A 15952-nucleotide genomic window follows, 5' to 3' on the forward strand; every position below is an offset into this window, starting at 1 on the left:
CCGAGGAGCCCGCGTGCCTCGGGACGGGCCGCCTCGTTGTCGAGTGGCTACTCGCCCTGTGCCTGCCGCAGTGCTTCGGCCGGTGTGGCCAGACCCGTCAGCGCGATCTGCACAGCGTTGTAGATCTTCGTGGCCGCCTTGGGCCAGTCAGGCCCGAGAATCCCGGTGCGCGAGCGCGCGTTCCGCACGGCGCCGACGAACGGCATGACCGTCTGGCTGGACTCCCCGAACTTCTGCGCGACGCCCGGGTCCGCCGGGATGTTCTGCCTGACCTCGGCCGACTGGAGCTGGCTCGCCGATGAGACGAGACATTTCACGAACTGCCCGCTCTTGGCCATCTTGGCCTTGTCGCCGGTCCGCGGCACCGTGAACATCTCACCACCGAGCGGGGCCACCGGGTCCTGCGACGCCACCCGCGTGGGGACCGTGAACGTGCCCCAGTTCACGTCCTTCTGCTCGTTGAGCGTGGGGATCTGCCATGGGCCGTTGACCACCATCGCGGCCTTCCCCGCGATGAACTGGTCGATCACGTCGTCCTGGCTCCAGATGACCGAACTCTTGGACATGGACCCGTCGTTCTGCAGGTCGACGAGGAGCTGCAGCGCCTGCGCGGTCTCCGGAGTCGTGATGTCCTCCTCCGAGCCGCCGTTGCTCCACATGAACGGCAGGAACTGCCACGTCCCCTCGTAGGTGTTGATGTTGCTCATCGCGAAGCCGTAACGGTCCTGCGTGGTCAGCTTCTTCGCGGTCGCACGCAGCTCGTCCCACGTCTTGGGAGGTGAGGTGATGCCGGCGGCCTGGAACAGGTCCTTGTTGTAGAAGATGACGAGGGTGTTCACGGCGGGGGCGAGGCCGTACAGCTTTCCCTCGTACGTGCCGGCCTTCACGACGGATGGCACCAGGCCCTCTCCGCTCACGCCGTAGTCGGTCAGCGGTGCGAGCGCGCCGGAGGCGGCTATCTGCTGCCCGTCGGGGTTGTCGAGCATCAGCACGTCGGGAAGGGTGCGCGAGGAGCTCTGCTGAAGCACCTTGGGGATCAGCCCCGGCCCTGGGATGTGGTTGATCTCGATGTCGACGCCGAGGCTCTTCGCGCACGCGTGGTAGATCGGATCATGCGCCTCGTCGTAATAGTCCTGGATCGTCAATGTGTTCTTCGCTTGAGCGTCGGCAGCACCCGCTCCGCCGCATCCGGTCAGGGCGGTCAGGGTGAGGGGGAGGAGGGCCGCTGCCGCGACAGTCACTTTGGGCGCCTTACCGCGGCGCTTCCGTGCTGTCTCCATGAGAGAAGTACTCCTTCTGCGGAACCGGAATGCATCCGGCGTATCCGTGCATGACCGCCTCCTCGACGGTGCACGGCGGGTGGGGGCTTTTCATCGAGTCGGACCACGGAGTCAACGCTGGAAATGGGTCATGTAGGGTCACGGCGGCCCGTCCGCCTGCGCTTTCACGGCACGAGCGGAAGGGGGCCCGCATCGCTCCGGGCTATGGACACTGATCAATCAAACCGCTTAACCGGCTGGTGCTTGTGAAGTATGTTGCGCCGATCGTCAGGCAATGTCAACAAGAAGTTAAGCGGTTTTACGAAGGCCCTTGGGATATAGTCGCAGTGCCTCGCGAGTTTCTCCCATCTCGCGCGCCCTCAGCAGCCGGGAGGCGGCACCCATGGTCACGATGCGCGACGTCGCCCAGCGTGCGAACGTCTCCATCGCCACGGTCTCCTTCGTCATCAACGGCACCAAGCCCGTCGCGCCGGAGACCCGGGCCCGCATCGAAGCGGCCATCGAAGAGCTGGACTACCGGCGAAACGTCGTCGCCCGCGCCCTGGCCAGCTCCCGCACGCGCATCCTCGCGCTGCTGCACCCGGACTTCGAGGCCCGGCCCAACGCGACCGTGATCCAGTTCGTCATGAGCGCCGCGCACGGCGCCCGCGAGCGCGGCTACGACCTCGTGCTGTGGCCGGTGAACGCCGACGAGCAGATGTCGCACCTGCTCGCCGGCGGCCTCGTCGATGGGGCGCTGCTCATGGAGGTGCAGATCCACGACTCCCGCGTCGACCGGCTCATCGCCTCGCGACTCCCGTTCACGCTGATCGGCCGGACCGACAACGACGACCTGCCGTTCGTCGACATCGATTTCACCACCACGATGGACCAGGCGGTCGAGCATCTCCGCTCGTTCGGCCACGAGCGCATCGCGCTGATCATCCAGCGGACGAAGGCGGCAAACGAGCCCGGCCGGATCATGCGGGCTGAGGCCGCCTACCTCGACACGATGGCGGCGCTCGGCCGTCCGCCCGTCGTCCTCCCGGTGGAAGGCACCTCGGCCGGCGGCAGGGAGGCCGCGCGCATCCTGCACGACGACCACCCGGACACGACGGCCGTGATCCTCGTGAACGAGGGGGCCTCGGCGGGGCTCGTCAAAGGCACGCGCGCACTCGGCCGCACCGTGCCGGACGATCTTTCCATCATCATGGCGTCGACCACACGCGAGCTCGGCGAGATGATCGAGCCGTCCCTGACGGTCATGGCGGCACCGGCTCCCCAGCTCGGCCGCCTCGCCGCGGACGCGCTGATCGACCAGCTCGAAGGGGTCCAGGACAGCCCGCCGCACATCCTCATCCCCTGCACCCTGGTGCCGGGCCAGTCCGTGGGCCCCGCGCCGCTCCGCCCCTGACGTGCGGACCCCGGGACGCTTTCACGTTCGTTGAAGGATGACGCCGGACCGCCCCGCCTGCCCGGCGGCTTACGCGTCCTTCAGCACGGTTTCGATGAACCGGTGGGCCGGCTTGGCCAGCAGGTCGTGCAGTTCGAAGAAGGTCTCGGCGGCTTTCACGCCGTTCCAGTCCGCGGGCAGCACCTCAGCGGGAAGCCCCGGGTCGGAGTACGGCAGCCGGCGCCAGTCCGTGAGGGCGCTGACGTGGTCGGCGAACGCCTGGGCGGGGTCCAGGGTCTTGCGATCGCGATAGCTGTCCAGCACAGGGCCGTACTGAGCCAGGAACTCGTCGTACAGACGCTGCAGGCGAGACAGGTCCCACCAGCCCGGGATCTGCTCCCTGATGTCGGTGAACGCCAGATGGTGGGCTTGGAAGAGATTGACGTAAGCACTCAGCCCGTAGCGCTCGAGGGCGTCTCGCGTTTCGTCGAGCAGATGGGCGGGCGCGATCCAGACTCCCGCGGCGACCGTGCCGAAACCGAGCCAGGACAGCCGGGAGCGCAACTGGTGCCGCTTGTCGCGTTCGGTTTCCGGCACGCTGAAGATGGCCAGCAGCCACCCTTCACTGGAGGTCGCCTGTCGCCGCTCGAAGATGCGCCGGTCACCCTCGCGCAGGATCTGGTAGGCCTCCTCGGTGAGCGCGTATCCGGCCGTCCCGTCGACCTTGGCGGCGGCCAGGAGGCCGCGCCGCTTGAGACGGAAGATCGCCGAACGGACGGACGGCGCGTCCACGCCGCAGCGGGCGAGCAGCTTGATGACCGAGGCGACGCTCATCCAGCCGCCCACTTCGCGCGCGTAGAGGCCATAGACGGTGACGATCAGAGCACGGGGCTTCTGGCCCTTTCCATTGGCTTCGTCGTCTTCGTTGGCCACCATGGTGCACCTCTTGCGCGCTCACGGACGCACTCCGGCGGATGGCGTGCTCCCTACCCGGCATCAAACGGTTTTCATCGTACCGACTCCCCACAGCCCGACCGAGGTCACTATCCGCTGCGCGGCACCGTTCAGCGCTCGGGCCTCCATCGGGCGTGCCGGGTCGTGGACGTGCCCTCGCGGATCAGCTGCAGCCGCGGCTTGGGCCCGTCGGTCCGGCCCGTCTGCGGCTTGCGGCGGCCTGCCCGCCATGGGTCGGGCCACGCCGCGCCCGGCCCGGCGTAGTCCTGCTCGACGGCCGCGTGCAGCGTCCAGCTGGGATCGTAGAGGTGGGCCCGGCCCAGGGCGCACAGGTCGGCCCGGCCCGCCAGGATGATCGAGTTGACGTCGTCGTAGGAGGAGATCACGCCGACCGCGATGGTCGGGATGCCGACTTCGTTGCGGATCTTGTCGGCGTACGGCGTCTGATAGGACCGGCCGAAGGCCGGCTTCTCCTCCGGCGTGACCTGCCCCGTGGACACGTCGACGGCCGCGGCGCCGGCGTCGGCGAACGCGCGCGCGATCGCCACGGCGTCGTCGGCGCTGATGCCGTCCTCGACCCAGTCGGTGGCCGAGATGCGCACGGTCATCGGCTTGTGCCGGGGCCAGACCTGACGCATCGCGCGGAAGACCTCGAGCGGGTAGCGGAGCCGGCCGGCGAGGTCGCCGCCGTACTCGTCGGCGCGGCGGTTGCAGACCGGGGAGATGAAGGACGACAGCAGATAGCCGTGCGCGCAGTGCAGCTCCAGCAGGTCGAAACCGGCGTCGTCGGCACGCCGCGCCGCGTCGGCGAACTGCTGTTTGATCTCCTCCATGTCGGCACGGGTGAGCTCGCGGGGCACCTGGTTGACCCCTTCCTTGTACGGAAGGGCGGACGGCGCGACGACCTCCCAGTTGCCCTCGGGCAGCGGCTGGTCGATCCCCTCCCACATGAGGCGCGTGGAGCCCTTGCGCCCGGAATGGCCCACCTGGATGCCGGCCTTCGCCTTGCTCTCGCGGTGCACGAAGTCGGTGAGCCTGCGCCACGCGGCCACCTGCTCGTCGTTCCAGATGCCCGTGCAGCCGGGCGTGATGCGACCGGTATCGGAGACGCAGACCATCTCGGTCATGACCAGCCCGGCGCCGCCGAGCGCCTTTCCTCCCAGGTGGACGAGGTGGAAGTCGTTCGGCATGCCGTCGACCGCCCGGTACATGTCCATCGGCGACACCACGACCCGGTTGGCGAGCTCCAGCTCGCCGAGCCGGAAGGGGTGGAACATGGGCGGCGTCGCGGGCCCGTCTCCCGGGCGCTGCGGCTGCCGGCCGGCGAACCAGGCGTCGACGCGGGCCACGAACTCGGGGTCGCGCAGCCGCAGGTTGTCGTAGGTGACCCGGCGGCTGCGGGTCATGATGTTGAACGCGAACTGCTCGGGCTCCTGGCCGACGTACTGCCCGAGGTTCTCGAACCATTCCAGGCTCGCCTGCGCCGCCCGCTGGGTCGACCGGACGACGGACTTGCGCTCGCTCTCGTACGCGGTGAGCGCCTCGTCCAGGGTGGGCCGCTCGTGGAGGCACGCCGCCAGGCTGAGGGCGTCCTCCATGGCGAGCTTGGTTCCCGAGCCGATGGAGAAGTGGGCGGTGTGCGCGGCGTCGCCGAGGAGCACGATGTTCTCGTGCCGCCAGCTGTCGTTCCTGACCGTGGTGAAGTTGATCCACTTGCTGTTGTTGGCGAGTAGGGAGCAGCCGTCCAGCTCCTCGGCGAAGATCTCCTTGACCCGCTCGATGGACCTCTCGTCGGACTCGCCGGGAGCGAACGGGCGGGCGGCGAGGGCGTCGAACCCGGCCCGGCGCCAGACATCCTCGTGCATCTCGACGATGAAGGTGCTGCCGTGGGCGTCGAAGGGGTAGCCGTGCCCCTGCATCACGCCGTATGGCGTTTCGACGACGTAGAACTTGAAGGCGTCGAACACCTTGTCGGTGGCGAGCCACATGTATTTGCAGGCCCGCTGCTCCAGGTCGGGGTGGAAGGAGTCGGCGTGTTTCGAGCGGACGGCCGAGTTGACCCCGTCGGCGGCGACCACCAGGTCGTGGGTCGCGGCGAGCTGGGACACGTCCGGCGCCTCGGTGAGGAAGTGGATCGTGACGCCGAGCTCCCGGCAGCGCTGCTGCATGATCTCCAGCAGCCGCTTGCGGCTCAGCGCCGCGAAGGCGTGGCCGCCGCTGGTGAGCACCTGCCCCCGGTAGTGGACGTCGATGTCGTCCCAGCGGGCGAACTCCGCTTCCATCCGGCGGTAGATGCCGGGATCGGCGTGCTCGATCCCGCCGAGGGTCTCGTCGGAGAACACCACACCGAAACCGAAGGTGTCGTCCGGGGCGTTGCGCTCCCAGACGGTGATCTCGTGTCCCGGTCCCAGTTGCTTGGCCAGCACGGCGAAATACAGGCCGCCAGGCCCTCCCCCGATGACCGCGATCCGCACGATGTCCTCCTCATGTGACGACGGGCCGAGCGTCAAGTTATCCCGCATTTCGAACGATCGTCAATAAAACGTAATTTCAGTGACTGGACTGCTCCACGTCGCGTGCCTGCGAGACGCCTCAGCCCTGAGGAACCTTCAGCCTCTCGTCAGGGATCACGGCCGTGCCGAGGATTTCGATCATGGCCTCCGGTTGCCACAGCTCGGTGCACCCGATGCCGGCCATGGCCGGATAGACGGGCCCGGCCAGCTCCCGCCAGACCTTGCCGATCTCCTTGCCGTGCGCCTGGTAGTCGGCGATGTCGGTGAGGTAGATCGTGATGCTGACCAGGTCCCCGGGCTCTCCGCCCGCCTCGCGCAGCGTGGTCAGCAGGTTGCCGAACGCCTGCCGGAACTGCTCGACGATGCCCCCGTCCACGATGCGCATGTCCTTGTCCAGCGCGGTCTGCCCGCCCAGGTAGAGCGTGTTCCCCTGCAGCGTGCCATGCGAGTAGCCGCTCGGCGCCGGAAGGGCTGCGGGATTGACGGCGATGGGCTTCACGGCGGTCCTCCTCGACTCGGTGTTCATATTGACATTATCTGACGATCGCGAAGAATACGATATATTCGCGCCGGTTCGCCCCGCACCCGCGGACCACCGATCTGAAGGGACAGCCACATCCATGAGCCCCACCTCGGAGATCGTGACGGCGGCACTCAGGCTCACCCCGACGGCTCCGGAGCACTTCGACGAGGCCTATGTCGCCAGGTCGCAGGACTGCCCCTGGCCCAAGGCGTACGGGGGCGACCTCGTCGCACAGGCCTCCGCCGCGGTGATGCGTTCGGCCGGCGACGACAGGACGCTGCATTCGCTGCACAGCTACTTCATGCGCCCCGTCGAGGTCGGCGCCGAGATCCGCTACGAGGTCGAACGTCTCAGGGACGGGCGGAGCTACTCCACGCGGCACGTCCGCGGGTATTCCGGCGGCAAGCTCGCATACCTCGCGATGGCCTCCTTCCACGCCGGGGAGCAAGGAGGCGAGTACGCCGCGACCGCGCCGGAAGGCCTCCCCGATCCCGACGCGCTGCCGACCAGCGCCGCCTATCTGGACGCGACAGAGCCGGGCACGGAGGCGGGCGGCACCATGACCAAGGAGTCGAAGGACTATTGGTCGTCGGGTCGCGGCTTCGACATGCGGCACGTGCCCGGCCCGGTCTATCTGAAGGTGGACGGCGCCCCGGTCCCGCACCAGGCGATCTGGGTCCGGCCCTTCGACCCGCTGCGGCCCGTCGAAGGTCTCACCTCGCGCGCACGCGACCTGGCCGCCCTCGCCTACGTCTGCGACTACACCATCCTGGAGCCGATCCTGCGCGTCCTCGACCTGCCGTGGGCCCGCCCGGGGCTCACCACCGCCAGCCTCGACCACGCCATGTGGTTCCACCGCCCCGCCACGATGGACGACTGGCTGCTCTACGCCCAGGAGGCCGAGGCGGCCCAGAACGGCCGCGGCCTGGGACTCGGCCGCTTCTTCGACCGCGAAGGACGCCACCTCGCCACGGTCGCGCAGGAAGGGGTCATCCGTGCGTCCTGACCACCGCCTCTCCCTCGCCGACCGGCGACCGCCCGCGAGCGGCAAGGCCGCCGTCGAACACGTGATGCGGGTCGAATGGAGCGACACCGACGCCTCAGGACACCACCACAACACGGCCGTGACCAGGTTCGTGGAGGCGGCCGAGGCCGCGCTCATGCGCGAGCGAGGGATCACCGGCTACTTCGGCAACGCGCCCCGGGTGCGCTACGAGGTCGACTTCGAACAGCGCCTGTTCTTCGGCCAGCAGGTCACCGTCATGCTGCACGTCGAAGCCGTCGGCACCTCCTCCATGACCTTCCGCTTCGAGGTCTGGGGGGAGGAGTTCGACGGACGCCCCCGGCGGCGGGCCGCGGCAGGGCGCTATGTGGTCGTCCACGCTCCCCGGGGCGAGGACCGGAGCCGTCCTTGGCCTGCCTCCTGGCTCACTTCGTTGTTCATTGACAATTGATGACGACCGTGAAAAATACGAGATAAGCACCTCGCCGACCACAGCAAGGGAGCCGGCCTCATGGAGCCCGACCTCAGCAAGTACCGCCTCGACGGCGACAACTCGATGTACCGGCTGCCCAGCGGTCTCGTCGCCCCGGTGGTGACGCGCGGCGGTCACGAGAACGTCAACACCGCCGACTCAGGCGGCGCCGTCCGGGTCTCCGGGGTCAGCATCCAGCACACCCCCGCCACCCGCCTCTGGTTCGGCAAGGTCAGCAACGAGCCCGGCTACCGCTCGGTGTCCCACCATCATGGCGAGGCAGAGACCGGTGGCTACGTCCTGTCGGGCCGGGCGCGCATCTACTTCGGCGAGAAGTTCGAGGACTACGTCGACATGGAAGAGGGCGACTGGGTCTTCGTACCGCCGTACATGCCGCACGTCGAGTGCAACCTCTCGCGCACCAGGCCGCTGGTGTGGATGACCACCCGGACGCCGGAGAACATCGTGGTCAACCTGCCCGACGTCGCGGACGCCGACCTGCGTGACTGGCTGGACCGGTGAACCCCCGCACCGCCTGACCCGCCGGGTCCACGCTCGGCGGTCCCTCTGGAAGGACTCCCCCGTTGCCTCCTTCGGCCTCAGCACACCTCGACACCTTCGCTCGCGACCACCTGCCCCCCGCCTCCCTGTGGCCGACAATCGAGTTCGCCACGCCGGAGCTGCGCTATCCGGCCCGCCTCAACGCCGGCGCCGAGCTCATCGACGTCCCCGTCGCGACGTTCGGGGCCGAGCGGCCGGCGCTGCGCACACCGGGTGGGGAGACCTGGTCCTACGGCGAGCTGCGGACCCGCGCCAATCAGGTCGCCCGCGTGCTCACCGAGGACCTCGGCCTGGTTCCGGGACAGCGGGTCATGCTGCGCTCGCCCAACAACCCGTGGACGGTCGCGGCCTGGCTCGGCGTGCTCAAGGCAGGCGGCGTCGTCGTGACCACGATGGCCGCGTTGCGTGCCCGCGAGATCGCCCCCATCGTGGAGCGGACCCTGCCCTCGATCGCGCTGGTGGACCACCGGTGCGCCGAAGATGTCCACGCCGTTCGCGACACCGTGCTGCCGTCGCTGACGGTCATGGAGTACGGCGGCACGGGTCCGGAGGATCTCATCGCCCGCGCCGCCGCCAAGCCGGGCGAGTTCACCGCCGTGGACACCGCCGCCGACGACGTGGCGCTCCTCGGACCGACGTCCGGCACCACCGGCGCCCCGAAGATCACCATGCACTTCCACCGCGACCTCCTGTCCATCGACAACACCTTCGGCCGCCATGTGCTGAAGCTGGCCCCGGACGACGTCGTCGCCTGCTCCGCCCCCCTGGCCTTCACCTTCGGCCTCGGCATGCTCGTCGTCTTCCCGTTGCGGGCGGGCGCCTGCGCCCTGCTGACCGAGGCGGCCACGCCGCCGCAGCTCGCGGAGATCGTCCAGCGGGAGGGCGTCACCGTTCTCGCGACCGCCCCCACGGCCTACAAGGCGATCCTGCGCGAAGGCAGGGAACAGCGGCTCGCCGGGCTGCGGACCGCGGTCTCGGCAGGCGAGCACATCCCGCGGCAAACGTGGGAGCAGCTGCGAGACCGGCTCGGGCTCAGGGTCATCGACGGCATCGGCGCCACCGAGATGTTGCACATCTTCATCTCGGCCGCCGGTGACGACATGCGCCCCGGCGCCACGGGGAAACCGGTGCCGGGTTACCGCGCCGCCATCCTCGCCCCCGACGGCTCGGAGCTCGGTCCCGGCGAGCAGGGACTGCTGGCTGTGATCGGCCCCGTCGGCTGCCGCTACCTCGACGACGTACGCCAGAAGAACTATGTCCTCAACGGCTGGAACGTCACCGGCGACATCTTCTCCAAGGACGAGGCCGGCTACTTCTACTACCAGGCACGCAGCGACAACATGATCGTCTCTTCGGGCTACAACATCGGCGGGCCGGAGGTCGAAGCGGCGATCGACACCCACCCCGACGTGATCGAGTCCGCCGTCGTCGGCCGGCCCGACGCCGAGCGCGGCTCGGTGGTCTGCGCCTTCGTCGTGCTCCGCGAGGGCGTGACCGGCGACGCCGCCAAGGCCAAGGAGATCCAGGATCACGTCAAGCAGGTCCTAGCCCCGTTCAAGTACCCGCGCGACGTGCGGTTCTGCGACTCCCTGCCGCGCAACGTGAACGGCAAGCTGCAGCACTTCAGGCTGCGGGACATCGTCAGGAACGAGCAGGCGGCCTCGGTGTGACCGGCGCCCGGCCCGGTCAGCCGAACGTGCCGCCCAGGCGGCCCTCCAGCATGAGCAGGAGCTCGGCCAGCAGGTCGGCGAGTTGACGCTCGTGTTCGGCGGGCAGGCCGGACAGCAGGGCAGCTTCGTACTCCAGTTGCTCCGGCACCAGCCGCATGATGAGGTCCCTGCCCTGCTCGGTGAGCGAGAGGTGGGCCACGCGCCGATCGCGGCCGTCGACGCGCCGGCCGACCAGGCCCACGCCCTCCAGGCGCTTGATCCGCTTGGTCACCGCCGCGCCCGAGGCGAACGTCTCGCGGGCCAGGCGGCCGGGGGTCAGCTCGCCGCCATCTCTGAGGAGCGCGCAGAGGAGGTCGAACTCCGCGCGGCTCACCCCGGCACGGGTGAGCGGAGCGTCGGTGGCCTGCTGCAGGAGGGCGGCACAGCGGTTGAGCCGGCCGATGACGGCGATCGGATCGAGGTCGGCGTCGGGAAGGACCTGCCGCCACTGGCGCAGGGCGATCGCCACGGCGTCCTCCATGTGCTCTCCTTTCCTCGCGTCACGGCTTCCGGGCGGCCCGCCGGTCGAGCAGGAGCACGCAGGCCAGCAGCCCGGCGGCGACCCCCACACAGGTGTCCAGCCAGCGGTCGGCCACGAGCACGGGCACCGGCTGCGTGTCGGCGAACTGGGTCATCAGGATGGCCATCGGCGTGACGAACACGCTGCCCAGCCAGTAGTTGCGAGTGATGGCCGCCTCGGTGACGAACTGCAGGGCCAGCACGGTCACGATGAGCGCGAGCGCGCCGAGCCTGGTGACGGGCGCCAGCAGAGTGAACAGCCCGACGCCGACCAGGTTGCCGACCACGCGCTGGAGTGCGCGGCTCCAGGACAGGGTGGTGGTGGCGGCGAACACCGCGGCGGCCGTCACGACGGCCCAGTAGGGCCTGCCCACCCCGAGCGCCATAGAGGCCAGGCCCGCCAGCGCCGTGCCGGCGGTGACCATCACCACCACTCGCCATCGACGCGCCAGGTCCAGGAGAAAACGGCCGAAGGCCGAGCCTCGGGCGGGCATCCGCCGCTCGGCGAAAACGCCGGCGAGCTCGTCCTCTTCGATCGCCGCCGGCCGCGGGTCCGCGGCGGACGGCTCGGGCAGCGGCCGGCCCTTGCGCAGCTCGCGAGCGTACGCCATCAGGGCTTCGGCGGACCGGCCCGGCACGGCCGACTCCGCCTGGACCAGCAGCCGCCCGAGCGCTTGGCGATCGGCGGCGCCGGAGCTCAGCAGCGTCTGCCAGGCGGCGTTGACGGCGGCCTCGGCGGCCTCGGCGGCATGGCGGGCGTGGTGCGGGTCCTCGGTGTGATCACGCGCCCGCACCAGGCGGGCCGCCGCCTCCAGGGCCCGCGCCACCGCGATCCGCTCGGGACCGTCGGGCCTGACCAGCCCGGGCGCCATCCCGACCACCCAGGCCACGACCCCGCCCAGCACCGCGAGCCCCACGTGGAAGGGGACCTCGGAGAGGTGCTGCGGTACGAAGGCGGCGCTGGCGGTGACGAACGTGAGCACGACGTTTCCCGGGGGCCCGATCCGGGTGATGTCGCACGCGGCCTTGTGCAGGCCTGCCAGGAGCGCGGCCACCGCCACCCGGATGGCGATCGAGTCGGTGAGCGCGGCCGTGACGAGCGCGGCGGCCGTGCCTGCCACCATGCCGAGCACGGTCCAGGCCAGGGCCCTGGCGCGCGCGGCATACGGCAGGCCGTGGCAGTAAAGGGCGCACATCGCTCCTGCGGACGCGTACAGAACCAGGTCGAGCCGCCCGGCCAGCAGCAACGCCAGCTGCACCACGGCCAGCGCGGCCACGCCGCTCATCGCGGGCTTGTGCCAGATGTCACCGAGCGGCCCCAACTGGAGGGCGGCCCGGACGGGCAGGCGGACGCGGCGCTGGTCGCACGGTATGGCACTCATCGAGATAAGCTTAGCAGATGTTTTACTCGTGAAATAATCCGCCTCCGCCCATGCGGCCGCCCGGGCGCCTGCCGGTCAGCGAGCCCCGACGGCGGGCGCCCTCTGCGGGAACAGGCTGTCGAACACCGCTACCCGATCGAAGGACATCGCGCGGGCGCGGGCGCGAAGCTCCAGGTCCTGCCGCTCGGCGGCGGTCATGTCCAGGACCACCCGGTCCACAGCGGCGGCCAGACCGGCGATGTTCCCGGGCTCGACGATGACGGCGGTGTCGCCGACCGCCTCGAGGGTCCCGCCCGTCATGGTGGTGATGATCGGTCCACCGCCGGCCAGCATCTTCTCGGCCAGGGCGATGCCGAACGTCTCGACGAAGTCGGGCTCGGGCTTGGTGGGCAGCGCGTAGGCCGCACAGCCACGCATGAGCAGTGGCTTCTCCTGGTCGTCGACGTCGGTGAGGAACACCACCCGGTCGTCCTCCGCGGCCATCGCCCGTACGTGCTCCAGCACCGGCCCGGTGCCGGCGACGACCAGTTTCACGCGCGACCGGCAGCGCATCTGGCCGAAGGCGGACACCAGGTCGTAGATCCCCTTGGCCGGAGTCACCCGGGACAGGAACAGGATGTACCTGTCACGCTCCAGACCGCGGTGCGCGAGTGCGGCGTCCACGTGCGCCGGATCCAGGTTGAGAAAGGCGGCGGAGTCGATCGGCGGGTAGCTGACGGTCACGCGGCGCCGGCATTGCTCGGCGAACGTGGTGCCGCACTGGGCGTCCACCTGCTCGGCCGAGGCGACGATCTCCTGCCGGGTGTACTCGGAGACCGCGACGACCTCGTCGTTGGCCAGGAATGTGGTGAACAGCACGGTCGCCGCGCCGAACCGGCCTTCCCGCAGGCATGACTTGATCACGTTGGTCACGTCGGAGCCGACCGCTTTCGCGATGGTGTGGACGTTCGGCGCGAACCCGGCCGCGCGGGCGGCCGCGACCGCGTCCACCACCACCGAGGTGTGCGGAGAGAGGTACATGGACAGGCAGATCGTGGGCACCGGTTCGGCGAGCAGCTCGACGAGGCGGCCGGTGAGGCCGGCCTGGTGGCGCCCGTCCGGTACCCGGTAGTCCCCGACCGCCTCCGGCCGCTCCACGGTGATCCCGGCGCTGTACGGCAGCAGCCGGTCCAGCGGTTTGAGCGGCAACCCGGCCGCCTGCAGCGTCGCTATCGGCCAGGTCAACAGCCGTACGTCGGAGAACCCGCGGATCAGCGCCACTTCGGCGAGGTTGCGGGCTTCGCCGGAGTGACCACAGATGACCGGGTCAGCTCTGACCACGATGACGAGACGGCGACGGATGTGGGTCATCGCGTTTCCTCCGGTGTTGCGGGTGGATCGGAAAGGGATGGCGGGCGGATCCCCCATCCCCACGCTGACGGCTCCGGGCCCAGCCGCAGATGCAACCGGCCGCCGCGGTGCACGGTGGCGGCGCTCAGGTGCGTCGCGTGCAGGGGTTTGCCGTTGAGGGTCGCCGACTGGACGTATTGCGGTGGTGGGTCACGATCGATGCCGTCGACGCCGATCGGCCGCTCGCGGTGCCCGCTGGTCTCGATGACGAACTCGTTGCCGCCGGCCTGGAGCACGGCCCGGTCGAACGCGGGCGCGTTGACCAGGAACAGGTTCTGGCCGGCGATCGGGAACAGCCCCAGAGACGCCCAGACGTACCACGAGCTCAGGCCGCCGGAGTCGTCGTTTCCGGGCAACCCGCCAGGTCCGGTGCCGAACTGCCAGGTCAGCGCCGCTTGGACCACCTGGGCCGTGCGGTCGGGTCGGCCCGCGTAGTGGTAGGCCCACGGCGCCTCCATGTCGGGCTCGTTGTTCAACCCCTCGAACCGGTTCAGGGCGTATCCGGCCGCCATCTCCGCCGGCTGCGGGCGACGGCCGGGCTGCGTCACCGGTGCGGCGTCGAAGCCGAAGAACCTGTCCAGCTTGTCGATGAAGTCCTTGTCACCGCCGGCCAGGGCGATCCTCGCGGCCATGTCGTGCAGCAACCGGAACGAGTAGTTCCACTTGCCGCCCTCGTAGAACTCCGAGTCGCGCAGCAGTCCCGTGCTCGGGTCGAAGGCGTTGGACCACTGACGGCTGCGGTCCTCGAGATCGTCGGCCAGGCGCCGGTCGTTCAGCGCCCGGGCGACCTGTGCCGTGCAGTGGTGGCCGTAGGCGAGGTCGAGGGTGTGGGTGATCGGGTGCACCACCCCGTGCTCGAAGAAGTCTTCGCCGTACAGGCGGCGCAGGTCACCGACCATGTGCACGAGCGCCCAGCTCCAGTCCAGCTCCGCCCGGCCGAGCGCGTGGGCGTCCGCCAGCGCGGTGTGGACGAGCGCGCTGGCCTGGCGGAAGAACCGGTCGGCGCCGCGGGACATCCGATAGCCGACGGGGAAGTTGCCTTCCTCCTCGCAGACCCGGATCAGCGACTCCAGCAGGTCCTCGAACCGGTCCGGGACGATGGCCGCGAGCAGTGGCAGCTGTGTCTTGTAGATGTCCCACATGGTGCACACGTCGAACGCGAACGGCCCTTGGTTCGGCCAGAACGGGCTTTCGTCGTCGGCGATGCACGGCTTGATCAGCGCATGGTAGAGCGCCGTCGCGAACACGGTGCGGCGTGCGGGCGTGCCGCCCTCGACCTGGACACGGTCGAGGTGCTCGCCCCAGCGGGCCTGGGTCCGGGAACGCACCAGGTCGAACGCCTGCTGCCCGTCCCCGCACTCGCGCTCCAGGTTCTGGCGCGCCTGGTCGCACCCGCGCAGCGAGAACCCGAGCCGCACCTCGATGGTCTGCCCCGGTGCGGCCGGGCCCATGAAGAGCATGCCGAAGGGCCGGAGCGTGGTGTGCCGGATGCTGTCGAAGTCCAGGCGCGTGCCGCCGTCGATGAGCCGCCGGTCGTACCAGAGCATCTGCCGCCAGCCCGGGCTGTCGACGTCCAGGTACACCGACAGCGGGACGCCCTCCATCACCACCGTGCCTTGGGCCCGGCCGTGGCCCATGCTCTCCACCTGTGCCCGCAACGGCACGGTCTGGCCGAGCTCGATGGCCAGGCCGCCACAGGACAGATCGATCACGACGCGGGCGCTGCTGTGCGCGGGAAACGTGTAGCGATGCACGGCGACCTTGGCGCCGACGGTGAGCTCGCAGCGAACCCCGGTGTCCAGGGTGGCCGCGTAGTAGCCGGCCTCCGCCACCTCGTCGTGCAGCCGCCAAGCCTCCCCCAGCGCGTCCAGCGGCTGCACCATCGGGGTGACCCGGACGTAGTTGTAGTACTTGCGGATCGCGCCGGTGCCTGACTGCTGGAAATGGGTGAACCCGGATGCCTGCAGCTGCTCGAACATCTCCTCGGGCACGCCCTCGGTGTTCTTCGCGTACCGGCCGTATCCGGTCGGGTACGCGCCGGAGTAGGCGCAGGCCGACACCATGCCCAGCGGCGACGTCGCACCCGGATGGGTGTTGCCTACCTGGGGTTTCGGCCACCACCAAGTGGCGGCCAGACCGCGTGCTCGAGGCAGGTCGGTCGCCGCGGTGCCGATGAAGGGATCAACGTTGTCGAGGATGGCGGGACTCTACCCAGAGCGATCCCGCCTTAGGTTTCGGCCAGGTGAACTCCGTTCCCCAGCGGCACAAAAATCCC

13 protein-coding genes are annotated in these 15952 nt (G+C 69.6%); 5 read left to right on the plus strand and 8 right to left on the minus strand.

The window, feature by feature from the left end; translation table 11 throughout:
* Positions 1-47: 47 nt before the first annotated feature.
* A complete protein-coding gene (locus Q9G87_RS06890) occupies positions 48-1241 on the minus strand; it encodes a sugar ABC transporter substrate-binding protein (RefSeq protein WP_305915354.1) in 1194 nt (397 codons plus the stop codon).
* Between the two features lie 421 nt (positions 1242-1662).
* Between Q9G87_RS06890 and Q9G87_RS06895 the strand changes: the two genes are divergently transcribed.
* Complete coding sequence (locus Q9G87_RS06895; RefSeq protein WP_305915355.1) at positions 1663-2673, plus strand: LacI family DNA-binding transcriptional regulator; 1011 nt, start codon at positions 1663-1665, stop codon at positions 2671-2673.
* A gap of 69 nt (positions 2674-2742) precedes the next feature.
* Here Q9G87_RS06895 and Q9G87_RS06900 read toward each other — a convergent pair whose 3' ends face one another.
* The 3 genes from Q9G87_RS06900 to Q9G87_RS06910 form a co-directional block, all read right to left on the minus strand.
* Positions 2743-3588, minus strand: coding sequence for a PaaX family transcriptional regulator (locus Q9G87_RS06900; protein ID WP_305915356.1), 846 nt, complete (start codon positions 3586-3588; stop codon positions 2743-2745).
* A gap of 128 nt (positions 3589-3716) precedes the next feature.
* Entirely contained in the window at positions 3717-6080 is a 2364-nt protein-coding gene (locus Q9G87_RS06905; protein WP_305915725.1) for a bifunctional salicylyl-CoA 5-hydroxylase/oxidoreductase, read from the minus strand.
* 118 nt (positions 6081-6198) lie between these two features.
* Positions 6199-6618, minus strand: coding sequence for a RidA family protein (locus Q9G87_RS06910; protein ID WP_305915357.1), 420 nt, complete (start codon positions 6616-6618; stop codon positions 6199-6201).
* A 121-nt stretch (positions 6619-6739) separates the two neighbouring features.
* Here Q9G87_RS06910 and Q9G87_RS06915 point away from each other — a divergent pair, with 121 nt between their 5' ends.
* From Q9G87_RS06915 to Q9G87_RS06930, 4 genes are all read left to right on the plus strand, one after another.
* A complete protein-coding gene (locus Q9G87_RS06915) occupies positions 6740-7648 on the plus strand; it encodes an acyl-CoA thioesterase (RefSeq protein ID WP_305915358.1) in 909 nt (302 codons plus the stop codon).
* Positions 7638-8096 (plus strand): acyl-CoA thioesterase, encoded by a 459-nt coding sequence (locus tag Q9G87_RS06920; protein WP_305915359.1) that lies wholly within the window; start codon positions 7638-7640, stop codon positions 8094-8096. The genes Q9G87_RS06915 and Q9G87_RS06920 overlap by 11 nt, the downstream gene beginning before the upstream one ends.
* Positions 8097-8156: 60 nt before the next feature.
* The gene (locus Q9G87_RS06925) at positions 8157-8639 is read left to right on the plus strand and encodes a cupin domain-containing protein (protein ID WP_305915360.1); all 483 of its coding nucleotides are present in this window, start codon (positions 8157-8159) and stop codon (positions 8637-8639) included.
* A 62-nt stretch (positions 8640-8701) separates the two neighbouring features.
* Positions 8702-10348, plus strand: coding sequence for an AMP-binding protein (locus Q9G87_RS06930; RefSeq protein WP_305915361.1), 1647 nt, complete (start codon positions 8702-8704; stop codon positions 10346-10348).
* A gap of 16 nt (positions 10349-10364) precedes the next feature.
* On the opposite strand, the gene Q9G87_RS06935 is transcribed toward Q9G87_RS06930, so the two are convergent.
* The 4 genes from Q9G87_RS06935 to Q9G87_RS06950 all read right to left on the minus strand — a co-directional run bounded on the left by Q9G87_RS06935 (position 10365) and on the right by Q9G87_RS06950 (position 15875).
* Positions 10365-10868 carry a MarR family winged helix-turn-helix transcriptional regulator gene (locus tag Q9G87_RS06935; RefSeq protein ID WP_305915362.1) on the minus strand — a complete coding sequence of 168 codons (504 nt, stop codon included), beginning with the start codon at positions 10866-10868 and terminating at the stop codon, positions 10365-10367.
* A gap of 19 nt (positions 10869-10887) precedes the next feature.
* On the minus strand, positions 10888-12288 hold the full coding sequence (locus Q9G87_RS06940) for an FUSC family protein (protein WP_305915363.1): 1401 nt from the start codon (positions 12286-12288) through the stop codon (positions 10888-10890).
* Positions 12289-12363: 75 nt separating this feature from the next.
* Complete coding sequence (locus tag Q9G87_RS06945; RefSeq protein WP_305915364.1) at positions 12364-13638, minus strand: glycosyltransferase; 1275 nt, start codon at positions 13636-13638, stop codon at positions 12364-12366.
* On the minus strand, positions 13635-15875 hold the full coding sequence (locus Q9G87_RS06950) for a GH92 family glycosyl hydrolase (RefSeq protein WP_305915726.1): 2241 nt from the start codon (positions 15873-15875) through the stop codon (positions 13635-13637). The genes Q9G87_RS06945 and Q9G87_RS06950 overlap by 4 nt, the downstream gene beginning before the upstream one ends.
* Between the last annotated feature and the right edge of the window lie 77 nt (positions 15876-15952).

It is taken from the genome of Nonomuraea turcica (assembly GCF_030718205.1).
Classification (GTDB): Bacteria; Actinomycetota; Actinomycetes; order Streptosporangiales; family Streptosporangiaceae; genus Nonomuraea.

Bases quoted from the DNA above. Each gene is read 5' to 3' on its own strand.
- Q9G87_RS06895 (WP_305915355.1), top strand. From the start codon at position 1,663: ATGGTCACGATGCGCGACGTCGCCCAGCGTGCGAACGTCTCCATCGCC.
- Q9G87_RS06900 (WP_305915356.1), bottom strand. From the start codon at position 3,588: ATGGTGGCCAACGAAGACGACGAAGCCAATGGAAAGGGCCAGAAGCCC.
- Q9G87_RS06915 (WP_305915358.1), top strand. From the start codon at position 6,740: ATGAGCCCCACCTCGGAGATCGTGACGGCGGCACTCAGGCTCACCCCG.
- Q9G87_RS06925 (WP_305915360.1), top strand. From the start codon at position 8,157: ATGGAGCCCGACCTCAGCAAGTACCGCCTCGACGGCGACAACTCGATG.
- Q9G87_RS06935 (WP_305915362.1), bottom strand. From the start codon at position 10,868: ATGGAGGACGCCGTGGCGATCGCCCTGCGCCAGTGGCGGCAGGTCCTT.
- Q9G87_RS06940 (WP_305915363.1), bottom strand. From the start codon at position 12,288: ATGAGTGCCATACCGTGCGACCAGCGCCGCGTCCGCCTGCCCGTCCGG.
- Q9G87_RS06945 (WP_305915364.1), bottom strand. From the start codon at position 13,638: ATGACCCACATCCGTCGCCGTCTCGTCATCGTGGTCAGAGCTGACCCG.